Below are 13,598 nucleotides of genomic sequence, written 5' to 3' on the forward strand. Positions count from 1 at the left end.
GAGGTGCCGCAGAGCTACGGCAGCGGCCAGATTGTCTTTCCGAACAGTTCAGGCGGATGGATCGCGATAACGGCCTTCGCTGCAAGAAACCTGGCAGTTGTTGTAGGTGGGCGGCGGAGGTAGGTCTGCACGGAATCGACTGGACCAGCGTTGAGATCGATCGAACGACCCATGAGATCTACTCGACGACCTGTGTATCCGACATCATCAGGATGTCGCCCCAGACTTGAAGGGCCAAAATCACGCTCCACACGTCTGCGATCTGGATAGTTCAGGCCAGGATGCTTCCCGTAGAAGGTGTAAACATCGAGGTCTTTGACCCCGTTCTTTCCATCCAGGTAGTGGAGGGCTCCGCCCTGACACAGGGCAATCAGAAGGAGATGGCCGCGAAGTGGCCTGAGATGCGTCTTCCGTCGAAGGAGATCGTCCTGGTCAAGCAGTGCCATCCCCGCGAGGCGTTCGAGGTGTTCGATCTCAATTGGCGCTGCAGATCGCTCAGAAGGCAGATCCCATGTCATCATAAATCGATACTAGGTGAGGTGTAGGGGTGCCTGTAAAGCCGGGAGATTCTTCCGACTGACCGTGTGGATATACTTCGATTCTTGCCCCCACTCGAAAGTTGCTGATTTGATAGATCTCGATGAGCTGCCGAATACCAAAAGACTCCTCGGCATCGACGTTCCGGAAATGCTCCACCAGTACACGAGCGCCGCTGCAGCAATGTCCATCATTAAAAGTCGGGCTTTCTGGGCTGGGCTGCCTGAGCAGATGAATGATCACAAAGAGCTGCGCCTGGCGTACCAACACTTGAGCAATATAAGTGGATTCCACTATCTAAGGAAAACACTTAATGGGCGAGACGGTCTGTTTGCGAAATGGATCTCCGAACTTGACGTAGACTACTTCCTCAGCAATAGCCCCAAGTCGTTTGTTGTATCTCTGACGCCCGAGAATGATTCTCTATCACAGTGGCGCGCCTATTGTGATCGCAGTGGCGGGTATTGCGTTGGAATCCCAGGAGAGGTAATCAGCAAAGCCGCTGCGGCTGACGGCTGGTTTCTAGCCCCCTGTTTATACAAGCATGAAGATAAAGAGATGATGGTAAATGAGATATTCGATTACCACCTCGAACGGTACAGGGAGGATAGAAAAGCCAACCCGAAGTCTCAGGATGAATTTGTGGCACAACTGACAGTCCACGCGGACAACCTGATGGCTGACATGCGCTTCTACGGTCATTTCATCAAACATGAGTCCTTCAAGGATGAGAAAGAGTGGAGACTGTTGAAGTCCGACTTCAACCCCTCGTTGGACCAACTTAGGTATGCTTCCGGTCGGGAGGGTATCCGTGCCTTTGTTGAGTTCAAGTTCCTTGACGAAACCCATCCAGGGTTTCCCGATAAGCCACGGCCTAACTTGGGGATCGGTCCCAACGTCATTCCCGACAACGCGCTCTACGCTTCGACCCGTTTTCTAGAGCAGTTGGTAGGAGAAGGTAATGCAGACGTTTCAAGTACTGGTAGTAGCTTCCGTTGATCCGTCTGCGTCATGGACTGAAAGTGGGGACTGACACACCGTGCTGATGAACATCTCGCTTGGACCGGTCGACTGGGGAAACGCACCGTCGTGGGTCGCCGCTGTATTGAGCGTCGGCTCGATCTGGATCGCTCTGTACGTCCTCAACCGAGATGGAAAGCGACACGAGCGAGAGCAGGCCGTGAAGGTGGTCTGCTGGTACAGCGATGATGATCTTCGGCGCAAGGCATTTTTGCACAACACGTCAGATCAACCGGTCGTCGACCCTGCACTTCGTATTCTTCCCAAGGGGGCTTGGAAACTGTGGCTGATCTACGCTCGGGCAAAGTTGAGAAGCCGCCCCAAGGTGAGCCTGACGAGGGTGCTGTCTGTTCAACAGAAGCATGAATTTGCTGACAAGCCAGCTCGCAAGCTCGATCCGGGGCAGAATCGAGAGAAACTTGTACTGCTAGAGGGCGCAATTGAGTTTTATGATTTCGCCCTTGTGTTCTATGACGCCACAGGGCGTGAGTGGATGCGAAAAGTTCCAGGTGGTGACATCTTGAGTCCTCGCCGAGTCAGATCAATCCAACGTCGGGTAAAGCGGGTTGATCGTCGATATAAGGGCTCAAGGGCAAAGGTGGACGACGATATGGAAAAGCTGGAGCGTCAGAAAAAGCGTGCAGAGCGTGTCCCTCTCAGTAAGAGATCGATATTTCGCAGCTGATTAGTGTCGTGTACATTGTCGGGTTGTTCTAGTAAACTAGACTCATATGGAAGAACAAACCCCTCAAGAAGAAAAGAACAAGGGTGGACGACCACTCAAGTTCACTACGGTGTCAGAACTGAAGCTGAGGATCAACGAGTACTTCGATCGCTGCGATCCACATACAGAGATGCGTCGCGTGATCGATGGACACGGCAAGGAAGGTAACGCGCTCTGGGTTGAACGTGAAGTCTTAACGCCCGGCGTGCCGTACACGATCACTGGTCTCGCTAGGGCGCTGAAGACGAGCCGTGAAACATTACTGGATTATGAGAGTGGCAAGTATGACGACAAAGCGGACGATATAGACGCGGCGGGGGACAAGTTTTCTGACACTATAAAAGATGCCAAGCTCCGCGTTCAACAGAACGCCGAAGAGTTTCTGATGTCAGGAGCACCTGCGACAGGTGCAATCTTCTGGCTCAAGAACAACGCGGGTTGGAAAGATCGCCAAGAAGTGGATCACACCACCAAAGACCAGCCGATACCTCTGTTGGCCGGCATCGCACCAGCGACGTTGGTAGTGGAGGACGACGATGGCGGCACTGCTCCAGCAGACGACAGCGCTGACAAAGATCAGCAGTCTTAGACGACGCCTTCGAATCATCCAGGGTGGCACGAGCGCGAGCAAGACGTTCTCGATCGTCGCGTACCTGATCCACACCGCCCAGAGCAATGCAGGCTTGGTGATCAGCATTGTCAGTGAGTCGTTGCCGCACTTGAAGAAGGGCGCGATACGCGACTTCAAGACCATCATGAACATGCAGCGTTACTGGCGCGACGATGCATGGAGCAAGACGGAGTTCATCTACACATTCCCCAATGGCACCATCATCGAGTTTTTCAGTGTCGATGACTCAGGGAAGGCGCGGGGTCCACGCCGTGACATCTTGTTTGTCAACGAGGCGAACAACGTACTGTGGGAGATCTACCGCCAGTTAGCTGGTCGTACAAGGCGCGTCGTCATCGTTGACTTCAACCCCGTTGGTGCGTTCTGGGCACATACCAAGCTCATCCCTCACCGCGTACATGACTTCCTACAGTTGACTTACAAGGACAACGAAGCCCTCGAACCTGCTCTGGTGCGTGAGATCGAAGAGAACGGACGCATAGACGAGAACTACCGGCAGGTGTACGTGCTGGGCAATGTGGGACGCAACGAAGGTCAGATCATGACCAACTGGATTCATATCGAGCGGGTGCCGCCAGAGGCGCGACTTATGAGGCGGGGCTTGGACTTTGGGTACAGCAATCACCCGTCAGCGCTTGTCGACATCTACGAATGGAACGGTGGCTACATCTGGGACGAAATCGTCTATGAGAAGGGGCTGAGCAACGAGAAACTCGCAACACTCATCCTTGATCAGGACGAGCAGGTGTTGGTGGTGGCTGACAGTGCAGAACCTAAGTCGATTGATGAGATCTCGGCTTACGGGGTTGACATCATCGGAGCCGTCAAGGGCGCTGACTCGATCCGCAACGGCAATCAGGTGATCCAAAGCAAGCAGGTCTACGTCACCCAGCGCTCCACCAACATTATCAATGAGGAACGCAACTACCTCTGGAAGATGGACAAGAACGGCGAGCCATTGAACGTGCCACGCGACATGTTCAACCACATGATGGATGCAGGGCGATACGCGATGATTGACCTAATCGGCAATGCTGCTCAGCCCTTCCCGACTAGTGAACAGGAATCCGAAACTAACACTGCGCCAATCACTTCGGGCTTGTTCGGCTCATCGTTCTGATTTACATTGAAGGTGGATGGCAAAAGGCACTTCCAAGAAGAATCCACTAGAACTCGGGGACTCTGGCGTTCAGATCTTGAACGGCATCATTACTGGTGACGAGTATCGACCCGAGCTTCGTGGCCGTGCTTTGATGCGAACGATCGAAGAGATGCGTCGTGGTGACGCCACTGTTCATGCGGGCCTGATGGCGGTGAAGATGCCGATCGTTGCCGCTGAGTGGAGCGTTGAATCTGGGGGAGAGGACGAGCAGGACACTGCTGCCGCTGAACTCATCGACTACAACTTCAATCAGGTGCTCAACTGGAAAGCGATCCTTACCGAGGCTTTGACTATGCTGGACTTCGGTTTCTCTGTGTTCGAACTCGTCTTTGACTGGGCGAACGTCAACGGCGTGGATCGTGTGGTGTTGGTGAAGATTGCCTACCGCAAACAGACGACGATCGAGAAGTGGACGCAAGAAGACGGCACTCCAGGGATCGTGCAGCGCAAAGCAGATGGCACTGCGGTTTCAATTCCCGATGACAAGCTCCTAGTCCTCACCCATCAACAAGAGGGCGACAACTGGCAGGGTGTCTCGATCCTGCGTTCGGCGTACCAGAACTGGTACTACAAGAAGACCTTCTACCAAATCGATGCGGTCAAGCATGAGCGTCAGGCGCTAGGCGTCGTGAAGATCAAGTATCCGAAGGGCGCTACGCCTGCGATGCGCGAAGAGGCCAAGATTGCTGCTCAGAACCTACGAGCCAATGAGCGAGCATTCATCGAGGAACCTATGGACTGGGACATCAACTTCATGGACATGATGGCCAGTACGACTGCTGATCCGAAGGAATCAATCTCCCACCACGATCGCCAGATACTCAAGAACATGGCGGTGCAGTACATCGACATTGGTTCAGCTGGATCAAGCGGCTCGTACTCTGCATCGACTGACCAACGCCGGCTACTAGAGCTTCAAGACCAGGCCATCGCTTCACAGATAGCTGCTCGGATCAACGACAAGGTGGTCAAAGCCATCGTCGACATGAACTTCAACGTCACCGACTACCCGAAGTGGAAGGTCGGCCAGATCGGTCAAGAGAACGTCCAGGAACTTACCGAGGCAGTGGCGAAGATGACCAGCTCGAAGCTCCTTACCCCAACTGATCAGGATGAAGAGCACGTTCGCAAGGTGTTGCGCTTCCCTGACATGCCGGAAGATATCAAAGATCAGCCGCGGGAACAGGTGAAGTCAGAGTCCAAGGTCGAGCCAGAGCAACCTGAAAAGACAGACATCAAGGAAGATGAAACTGCGACCAAGCAGCTCGAAGCAAGTACGAAATCTAAAGTGCGCCAAATCAATGCGCAAGTAAGTGCTCGGGACTTCCCTGGTCTGCACGAAGGACTTGGAATCGAGACTGACAAACTCGGCTGCATCATGCTCGACACCGAAACTGTCGATGTTCTCAAGCACGTTGAGGGAGGCGAGTCGGACCTAGTTGAATCCACGGCGGAGCACGATCACGCTATGGGAGCTGTGGCCGAGACCGAGCCTCATGTGACGTTGCTGTTCGGATTACTCAAGAACGGGAACGTCTGGAAGGACGAAGTCGATACTGTGCTCGATGGGTGGAGGATGGACACCATCACGATCAGTGAGGTCGGGTTCTTTGATCTCAAGGACAAGTTCGCGATCGTGGCACACATTGAGTCCACACCTGAATTACTCGACGGCCATGATCGACTGACCCTGTTGCCTCACGTTCAGACCTTCAGTGAATACAAGCCTCACATGACGTTGGCCTACGTCGCGTACGACCAGGCAATCGCCGATAAGTGGGTGGAAGCCCTGGGGACGCAGTACAACGGTGCGACCCTAAAAGCTATGGGGATCAACTACGGTGATCTGCCAACTGACGACGAAGATACCGACAAGAAGATCGAGGCATCACTGATCTCAACGGCACGGAAGTTCAAGAACGCAATAATGGACAAACTCTATGGATCGCGCAACGCTGCTTAGAGTCAAATCTGAACTGACGCAATCGATCCGAGCAAGTGAAGATTGGCAACCCAGCTACAGGGCTCATCCTGAGACGTTCAAAGCGCTTCTATTGCGCGAAGCGGAATTAGAGCAAGCCGTGGCCGAATATCTCGCTGGCCTAGCTCAGAGAGCGCCACAGTACGTGGATTGGTCACTCGTTCCTGAACCCGTCAAGGCTGCTGCCAGCCCACTCGCCAAAAAAGACGACGACTTGTGGAAGGTCGAAGAGTTCGATCTGACGAAGGCGGTCATTGATGCGATCACCATGCTCACCACGACGGGAGCGCAGGCCGGCGAACTGGCATCGGGGATCTACATCGGCGTTTCGTCGCTGTCTCAAACCGTGCTCGTAGCTGCCCGTGAGCAGGTAGCGACACTTGTCAGTCACGTGACGGAGACGAATCGGAAGCTCATCCGGGAAGCGATTAAACAGTCGATCGCCAGGGGAGAGGACGTCGCTGGAACTATCGAACGCATCAAGACGGTGGTGAACAATCCCGTGCGGGCCGAGATGATCGCGCAGACGGAGAGTGTGAACGCGTATCAGACGGGGCTGAAGAACTTCGCTGTGGAGACTGGCGCGAAGACGAAGACATGGGAATCGCTGGATGGTGCATGCACTGCATGCAAGCCATTGGATGGCGAAGTAGTCGAGATTGGGGAGAAGTTCAGCAACGGGAGTGATCGGCCTGCTGCTCATCCACGATGTCGCTGTGGTGTCTATTACCAGTACTGAGATGTCGTCTGAACGTACTACAGAGAAAACGTCGAGAACGCGATAACATACCGGGTCGGATGTTTAAAGAATCTGGAGGTAGCTCGATGAAGCGATCGTGCTTTGGTGTCGTCACAATCTCTCTGGGTTTGCTGGTCGGAGGGTGCTCTGACTCGGGTGGAAGTGAACCGGTCAACGGCAGCGCTGTCACTCAAGAGGTCGATACGAGGAGCTTCCCGGACTCTGTGGTGCTGACGCAGAATTTCAGTACGTTGTCGCCATCTCAGCAGGAATCGATTAGGGAACTCCACGATCTGAGCTTCGAGGAGTTCTCGGCACGACCGCTGGAAGCTCGCATGCTTTATGGTGAATGGTTAAGAGAAAATAATATCGATCGCGTCAGCAAACAAATCGTTAAACAACAGCAAATGAGTGGAAAGCAAGTACTTTACGAAGCAACTGCACCTTCGATAGATAATACACCACAAGAAATCGACAACCTACGTGCCGAGTACCTAGCCGTAAGCTCCTACTTAACCGACTGGGAGAGTGGAACCCAAGCCTATAACGTCGATGCCGCTAAGAAAATGGCATCAGTCCAATACACCTCAGACTCAAACATGCTTCCTGTGCTAGATGAGATGCTAAGAGATCCTGAAACACGGGGGCTGTCTGTCACGCCAAGTACTGTCATAGAGTCAAATCAGTCTGGCATAGGATCGATCGAATATACGTGCGAAATGGATTACGCTGATCCACATGGCAACCTTCTTACTGATTACAAGGCCACGTGGACCTCATTTACAAATATTCACGGAGAAGAAACTGGCGCGTGGCTACTTTCTTATGGCGTAAGCTACAAGTAGAAGCATGCAGTCTAATTGATTGACTTTTTCGATGCTTTGCCTGATATTAACGACATATGGCAAAAGGTTTCCACAACTTAGTAAAAATCAAAGCTGATTCAACAGGTCAGGCACCAAAGACGATCGAGCTACTTCGCGCGGGCGAGTGGCACACACCATGGCACGGTGACTTCGAGATCACCAAACAGGATCTACAACAGTTCGCAGCCAACGTACAGGCAGGCGTCGGACTGGTTGCAGACGATCCGAAAGTTCCTCTCAACTACGGCCACGCATCGTATGACAAAGCTGCGGGCTGGATTTCGCATGTCTACGTCAGTGAGGACGGTGAGGCGTTGCTCGGAGATCCTGAGTGGACGCCCGCAGCAGTAGAAGCGATCAAGGGTGGCGAATGGAAGTACATTTCGCCAGAGTTCAACCCACGCGACTGGCCGTGGGAAGACCCTGAAGAGGAGTACCACTTCGTTAACAACGTACTGACGGGTGCTGCCCTCACCAACATCCCACTTTTCAAGAAACTGAAACCGATCACAGCGTCGCGCATCAAGCCTGAGAAGGCAATCAGAGCGAGCGCTGCCGGTGACGGTGATAAACATAATAAAGGAGAACCTATGGATCTAAAGGAGATTCGAGCAAAACAAGTTGTTGACCTGACTGAGGAAGAGAAGACATTCCTGAGCGAGAACAAGGCAGACCTCACAGCAGAAGAGCTGAAGACCTTCGGACTCGAAGAGGCTGATGACGAAGCGGCAAACGCCGACGCAGCAAAAGAAGCCGCCGACAAGGAAGCTGAGCAAGCGGAAGCTGACGCTAAGGCTTCTGCAGAACAAGCAGAGAAGGCCAAGATCGAAGCAAGCCGCAACGGTGGTGTCTCAATCACTGCCGATCGCTTGGCGAAACTTGAAGCTGACGCTCAAGCTGGCCGTGAAGCACGACAGCAACTCGATCAGCGTGACGCTGAAGAGATCGTAGATCGCAGCATCAAAGCTGGTCAGATCAAGAGCGGCGACAAGACTCGCTGGACGAAACAGCTTCTCGCATCACGTGGAGACGACCGCAAGGAACTCGAAGCACTTCTAGCCGGCCTCCCTAAGAACGAGATCGACGGCAAGGAGATCGGGGATCAGGGAGCAGCGGTGACCGCATCTGCATATGCCGAGCTACACGCACAGACAACAGCAGCGATCAAAGCATCTGCTGACAGGGGATCTGTTCTGCCGTATTCACAAGCGCGCAAGGACATCCTGGCTGCAGACGCAGAGCTGAAACAACGAATCAAAGACGAAGAGGAGGACAAATAGATGACAGCTATCCAACCCGGTCAGAACTACAGTGCTGAGGCCGCAGCAGATTTCACAGGCAAGCGCTACACGGTGGTCAAGCTCGACACCGACGGCAAAGTCGTTCAGGCGACAGCAGCTACAGACGCGATCCTCGGTGTGATCGACAACGAGCCGAAGGCAGGACGCACAGCTGACGTCGTTCTCGTCAACGGATCAGGTTCGTTCAAAGTCAAGACTGGCGCGAACATCACCAAAGACGCGCTCATCACCACAAACGGTGCTGGACTCGCGATTTCAACAACAACCACTGGCAACCGAGTGATCGGCCGAGCAGTACGTACAACGACATCTGGAGAGGTGGCCGAGTACTTCAAATTTAACGAAAAGATCTAAGAAAGGCTGACAACTTAATATGGCAAACCAACCAACCTACATCGATACGCAGCTCACAGGCGTCGCCAACGCATGGTTCAACCAGCAGGAAGACTTCGTAGCGAACAAGTTGTTCCCGACAGTGCAAGTGAAGAAACCAACGTTCCTCGTCGGTGAGTACGGCAAAGAGAACCTTCAGATGCCGGACAACTCGCTCCGAACTGGTGACTCAAAGTCAAAGAGCGTGAACTTCAGTCGCAAGTTCGTTCCAGGTCAACCGCTCAATGAGCACTCTCTGTCTGATTCCGTCTACAAAGACGACTACGACCAGACTGATGATCCGTTCGAACCAGAAAGCGACACAACAGAAAACATCCTTTCGGTCATGGAATTGATTGATGAGAAGGCCATGACTGACATGGTGACCAACACGAGCATCGTCACGAACAACACGACACTCAGCGGTCAGTCTCAGTGGAGCGACCTCGAACACTCGAACCCAGTCAAGGACATCACAGCAGCGGTCAACTCTGCACTGTTCGTAGACTTCAACACCCTCGTGCTCGGTCGCAACGACTACAACGTGCTGATCAACCACCCTGAGATCCGCGACTACCTCAAATGGACCAAATCAGGCCCAGTTGGGTACCAGGATCTACTCGGAGTCTTCGCACCGTTCGGCTTCAAACAGATCCTCATCGGTAAGGCGAAAGCCAACCTCGGCAAGGAAGGTCTAGCTGACGACATCCAGCGACTATGGAGCGGTGACGTTCTGCTCGCTTACGTCACAGATCGTCCAGGCCGCAAACAGATCAACGGTGGTTACAAGTTCCAACTCGAGAACAGCCGTGAAGTCACGAAGGAGTACATCAACAACCCTCCGAAGACTGAGATCGTCGTTCGTGACTACTACAACTACCAGCTCTTGCTTCCTGAGGCCTACTACCTAATCAAGAACGCATTTGCGAGCTAGGGGTCTGTATGACGCGAATTGAACCAGGATTCAAGGGAGCGAAACTCGTTGGCGCGGTGGTAGACACCGCTGCCAACCCAGGCCTTGGTAGCAACGCCAAGACCTACGTGGTAGGAGCGAACGCTGCGAAGTACAACGTCCCGACCGACGCTTCAGTTGTTCTCTTCGTGGATGAGCAGGATGCCGGTATCGGTATGCCCGCCTCACCTGCGGACAACGCTGTAGTGAAACTAGTCAACAGCAACACATCAGCTGCGATCGCAGTGACAGGAGTTTCGAACCTCACGTCTATCGCTGCAGGTAAAGAGGTAACTCTCTACGCAGGTGACGTCGCTGGCGCTGGGAACCTTTGGGTGTCAGTGGCAACTGGCACGGTCTCAGCTTAGAACGACAAACACACGCCCATTTGGAGGCGAAAGGAGTAAATCAGGAATGGCAAAAGTAACACTCATCAGCGCCGTCAAGCACGACGGCAAAGACTACAAGCCAGACACGTTCGAAGGCGACAAGAAGATCGTCGACGAACTGATCCGAGCTGGCGCAGCACAAGATCCAAGCACAGTAGTCGAGCAGACTACGGCAATCGAAACAGCCGAAGATGAAGCGAAAACCATTGTGCCAGAAGCTCAGAAAGCCGCGGGCAAGATCAAGTCTGACGCCGAAGATGAAGCGAAAACCATCATCGGGAAAGCGGAGGAGGTGGCCGGCCTGAAGATCAAGGAAGCCGAGAAGGCCCTCACTGGCGCCAAGGCCGAAGCTGAGAAGCTCGTCAAAGACGCTCAGGGCGCCGCTAAGAAGGCTCCAGACACAAAGACCAACACATCTGCGAAGTAGAAGCTACGACGCAACAGAACAAGCGAGACCGCCTGATGAGGGTGGTCTCTTTATCGGTCCGTGCGAAGCCCCGACTGCCAAGACATACTCCGCGACTCAGCCCGGAAGACATCGACCTGCTCCTTGAGTGTCTTCAGGTACTCACCTTGCGCTCGTTCCGAATCTGGCAGGTCATACGTCGGAAGACCACGTTCCGTCCGAAAGGTGTTGACGAACTTATCTAGCTCAACACCGGCAGCATTCATCGCCGCCTTCTTGGCGAGGGCGTTCGTCGTGGACTGTGCAACCGCCTGCATAGCCGAGTAGACACGTACTGCCGCGTCCATGAGTTCTTTTGAGGCGAACATCTTGATGTTAGTGAGTGACAATGCGAGCCGTTTCATCTCCGTTAGCTGCGTCTCCGCGAACGCGAACTTCTCCATCGCGTTCGGGTCGATGATTCCCTCCGCGGTCAAGAACTGGTCGCGGAACATGTTGAAGATGCCCTTCTCATCGATTGCGCTCACGAGTAGATCAGCAACCGTTGATGCGTAGTCGGTCGCGGCCTCGAAGACGATGGCCTTGTTGCGGTCGTCCTGTTCGCGATCGGCTTTCTTCTGATCCTGTTCGCGTTCGTGTTCCTCTTTGCGCGTCTGGATCGAAGTATCAAGTTTCGCCTTGCGATCGTCACTCTTTCTCAAGGACTTCATCGTGATCAGTGGGCCGACAGTTCCGGCGATGATCGTGCCCGCACCTGCACCCCACCAGAAAGAACCTTCAGTCAAGAAGTCAGACAATCCGCCCATAAAGCGAGACAGTAACAGTGTGCTCCGACATAACTATGGCAGCGGGACGTAGAGGCTTCCCTTCAACTACGTCCCGCCGCGGTGGCGACGGTAGCATCAATCGAACGTGTGTGCGAACATGGAACTAGATGCAGTACATCGCCACCCCTCACCAGGCTGAACTGAACGCAGCGGACAAGATGAAGTCCTGGGGCTTTACTGATGCGGTCGCAACCACCGGGGGAGCAGATGGTGGGATCGAGGTTCGATCGTCACGGGCGTTGGCGCGGGTGAAGTGGAAAGGCGGCGCTGCGGGTAGGCTCGAGATGCAGCAGCTCTACGGGGCGCGGGGGACTGATACCAAGAAGGCGTTGTTCTTCTTTGCGGCGTCGAGTTACGGCAAAGCTGCGATTGCGTATGCCGATGAAGTGTGTATCGGGCTGTTCACGTATGACCCGGTTGGCGAGATGACAGCGGTGAACGCGCACGCAGTGACAGTGCTGAAGCAACCGAAGATGGCGGTGACGACTCCAGGGCTCGATCTCTGGCTTATCGCTGCACTGATCTTCGTTACGATCGTCTTATTGATATTCATTTTCACAATCTGATGTATATTCAGAAGAGAATATGAGTACGACACTTCAAGCAGATTCATTCAGCCGCAACAACATCCGTGAACGAACTTCGCTAGTCGAGGGCGTTCCTGAGGGCGCGACTGCGATCAAGGTGGCGAGTACTCAAGGGTATGAGGCTGGATCGATCATCTATGTGGTTGAGCTGGCTAGCGAGCAGTGTGAGAAGGCCATGGTTGAGTCGCTTACCGACGACACGACTGTCACATTGGTTTCTCCACTCAAATACCCACACGCGGCGTTTGCTGATGTCACAGACGTACTTGGCGACCTGGTTCACTTCTACCGGGCGGCCAACGTAGACGGGAATGTGCCAGCCGACGACCAGTTCACCGTTCTTGCCACACGTGACATCGATCCTGAGCAACCATCGACGTACATGACCGACACCTCCGGTGGTTCCGAGTTCTGGTATCGCAGCACCTATTTCAACGCGACTGCGAACGAGGAGACTGCGCTCGATGGCAGTGAACCTCGGCGCGGCCAGGACTGGGGCAATTACTGCTCACTCGATGAGATTCGTGCCGAGGCAGGATTCACGAGCTCCTTCAATATGAACGACAGCCTGATCTTCCAGCACCGAGATCGGCGCAGAGCGAGATCAACACTGCACTTGGCTCTGTCTACACAGTGCCATTCAAGCCCGTCCCTGAAATCATCCGCACTCTGACGATCAAGCTGGCTGCAGGGATGCTGCTGCAATCGGCTTGCGGTGAGCGATCCTCACAGGCCGGCATCAGACTGAGAGAACCACACGCGTGGATCCACGTCTGACAGAATCGAGCCGACAACCTGCGTCGAAGAGGACCACACTTCGGTTGAAGTAGCCGCGAGCCCGGCCCGTGCTCGGTGGCCAGTGCAGGTTGTGTGTCCACAGGTTCTGAGTTGTCAACAGGTTGTTTTCGGGTGGCTTGGTTTTGTGGTGGTGGGTTGAGGGTGGTGGTTGGGACGCGTTTCGTATGGGCGGGCGCGGGGTGTGAGTGGTGGGGGCTGTGATGGCGAGGAATATGGCGTTGGGGGCTCGGGGCGAGGATGTGGCTGTCGAGTTCCTGGTCGATGCGGGTTTGGAGATTGTCGAGCGGAATTGGCGTTGTCGGTACG

Annotated in this window: 18 protein-coding genes; 16 read left to right on the forward strand and 2 right to left on the reverse strand. The window is 54.0% G+C overall.

All coding sequences use genetic code 11. From position 1 onward, the window contains the following. Positions 1 to 14 precede the first annotated feature (14 nt). Entirely contained in the window at positions 15 to 521 is a 507-nt protein-coding gene (locus tag ATN38_RS01420) for a hypothetical protein (RefSeq protein WP_218747455.1), read from the reverse strand. A gap of 106 nt (positions 522 to 627) precedes the next feature. Here ATN38_RS01420 and ATN38_RS01425 point away from each other — a divergent pair, with 106 nt between their 5' ends. The 12 genes from ATN38_RS01425 to ATN38_RS01480 all read left to right on the forward strand — a co-directional run bounded on the left by ATN38_RS01425 (position 628) and on the right by ATN38_RS01480 (position 11,101). Next, positions 628 to 1,536, forward strand: a complete 909-nt coding sequence (locus ATN38_RS01425; RefSeq protein WP_218747456.1) for a DUF2971 domain-containing protein — start codon at positions 628 to 630, stop codon at positions 1,534 to 1,536. Between the two features lie 46 nt (positions 1,537 to 1,582). After that, positions 1,583 to 2,242: a hypothetical protein gene (locus tag ATN38_RS01430; RefSeq protein WP_218747457.1), complete on the forward strand. Its 660-nt coding sequence runs from the start codon at positions 1,583 to 1,585 to the stop codon at positions 2,240 to 2,242. A 46-nt stretch (positions 2,243 to 2,288) separates the two neighbouring features. Then, positions 2,289 to 2,870: a terminase small subunit gene (locus ATN38_RS01435; RefSeq protein WP_218681309.1), complete on the forward strand. Its 582-nt coding sequence runs from the start codon at positions 2,289 to 2,291 to the stop codon at positions 2,868 to 2,870. Beyond that, complete coding sequence (locus ATN38_RS01440; protein ID WP_218747458.1) at positions 2,818 to 4,032, forward strand: PBSX family phage terminase large subunit; 1,215 nt, start codon at positions 2,818 to 2,820, stop codon at positions 4,030 to 4,032. The genes ATN38_RS01435 and ATN38_RS01440 overlap by 53 nt, the downstream gene beginning before the upstream one ends. Positions 4,033 to 4,048: 16 nt before the next feature. Further along, positions 4,049 to 6,037: a DUF935 family protein gene (locus ATN38_RS01445; protein WP_218747459.1), complete on the forward strand. Its 1,989-nt coding sequence runs from the start codon at positions 4,049 to 4,051 to the stop codon at positions 6,035 to 6,037. Beyond that, positions 6,015 to 6,794, forward strand: a complete 780-nt coding sequence (locus ATN38_RS01450) for a phage minor head protein (RefSeq protein ID WP_218747460.1) — start codon at positions 6,015 to 6,017, stop codon at positions 6,792 to 6,794. The genes ATN38_RS01445 and ATN38_RS01450 overlap by 23 nt, the downstream gene beginning before the upstream one ends. 59 nt (positions 6,795 to 6,853) lie before the next feature. After that, entirely contained in the window at positions 6,854 to 7,639 is a 786-nt protein-coding gene (locus ATN38_RS01455) for a hypothetical protein (protein WP_218747461.1), read from the forward strand. A 56-nt stretch (positions 7,640 to 7,695) separates the two neighbouring features. Then, complete coding sequence (locus ATN38_RS01460) at positions 7,696 to 8,940, forward strand: phage protease (protein WP_218747463.1); 1,245 nt, start codon at positions 7,696 to 7,698, stop codon at positions 8,938 to 8,940. Continuing rightward, the gene (locus ATN38_RS01465) at positions 8,941 to 9,315 is read left to right on the forward strand and encodes a DUF2190 family protein (RefSeq protein WP_065455611.1); all 375 of its coding nucleotides are present in this window, start codon (positions 8,941 to 8,943) and stop codon (positions 9,313 to 9,315) included. It abuts the gene before it with no gap. A 364-nt stretch (positions 9,316 to 9,679) separates the two neighbouring features. Continuing rightward, a complete protein-coding gene (locus tag ATN38_RS01470; protein WP_218747464.1) occupies positions 9,680 to 10,267 on the forward strand; it encodes a hypothetical protein in 588 nt (195 codons plus the stop codon). Positions 10,268 to 10,275: 8 nt separating this feature from the next. After that, entirely contained in the window at positions 10,276 to 10,653 is a 378-nt protein-coding gene (locus ATN38_RS01475) for a hypothetical protein (RefSeq protein ID WP_143173052.1), read from the forward strand. A gap of 46 nt (positions 10,654 to 10,699) precedes the next feature. Next, positions 10,700 to 11,101 carry a hypothetical protein gene (locus tag ATN38_RS01480; RefSeq protein WP_218747465.1) on the forward strand — a complete coding sequence of 134 codons (402 nt, stop codon included), beginning with the start codon at positions 10,700 to 10,702 and terminating at the stop codon, positions 11,099 to 11,101. A 50-nt stretch (positions 11,102 to 11,151) separates the two neighbouring features. Here the strand turns inward: ATN38_RS01480 and ATN38_RS01485 are convergent, their stop codons facing one another. Further along, on the reverse strand, positions 11,152 to 11,865 hold the full coding sequence (locus ATN38_RS01485) for a hypothetical protein (RefSeq protein ID WP_218747466.1): 714 nt from the start codon (positions 11,863 to 11,865) through the stop codon (positions 11,152 to 11,154). Positions 11,866 to 12,014: 149 nt separating this feature from the next. On the opposite strand from ATN38_RS01485, the gene ATN38_RS01490 reads away from it, so the two are divergent. The 4 genes from ATN38_RS01490 to ATN38_RS01500 form a co-directional block, all read left to right on the forward strand. Further along, on the forward strand, positions 12,015 to 12,473 hold the full coding sequence (locus tag ATN38_RS01490) for a restriction endonuclease (protein WP_218747467.1): 459 nt from the start codon (positions 12,015 to 12,017) through the stop codon (positions 12,471 to 12,473). A 19-nt stretch (positions 12,474 to 12,492) separates the two neighbouring features. Continuing rightward, positions 12,493 to 13,167: a hypothetical protein gene (locus tag ATN38_RS32540; protein ID WP_256931515.1), complete on the forward strand. Its 675-nt coding sequence runs from the start codon at positions 12,493 to 12,495 to the stop codon at positions 13,165 to 13,167. Continuing rightward, positions 13,128 to 13,271 carry a hypothetical protein gene (locus ATN38_RS33315; RefSeq protein WP_374104612.1) on the forward strand — a complete coding sequence of 48 codons (144 nt, stop codon included), beginning with the start codon at positions 13,128 to 13,130 and terminating at the stop codon, positions 13,269 to 13,271. Before ATN38_RS32540 ends, ATN38_RS33315 begins: the two co-directional genes overlap by 40 nt. A gap of 221 nt (positions 13,272 to 13,492) precedes the next feature. Further along, a partial coding sequence (locus ATN38_RS01500) for a YraN family protein (protein ID WP_256931518.1) occupies positions 13,493 to 13,598 on the forward strand: 106 nt, incomplete at its 3' end.

Origin of the sequence: Rhodococcus sp. FH8 (genome assembly GCF_019266085.1) — a bacterium.
GTDB lineage: Bacteria > Actinomycetota > Actinomycetes > Mycobacteriales > Mycobacteriaceae > Rhodococcus_F > Rhodococcus_F qingshengii.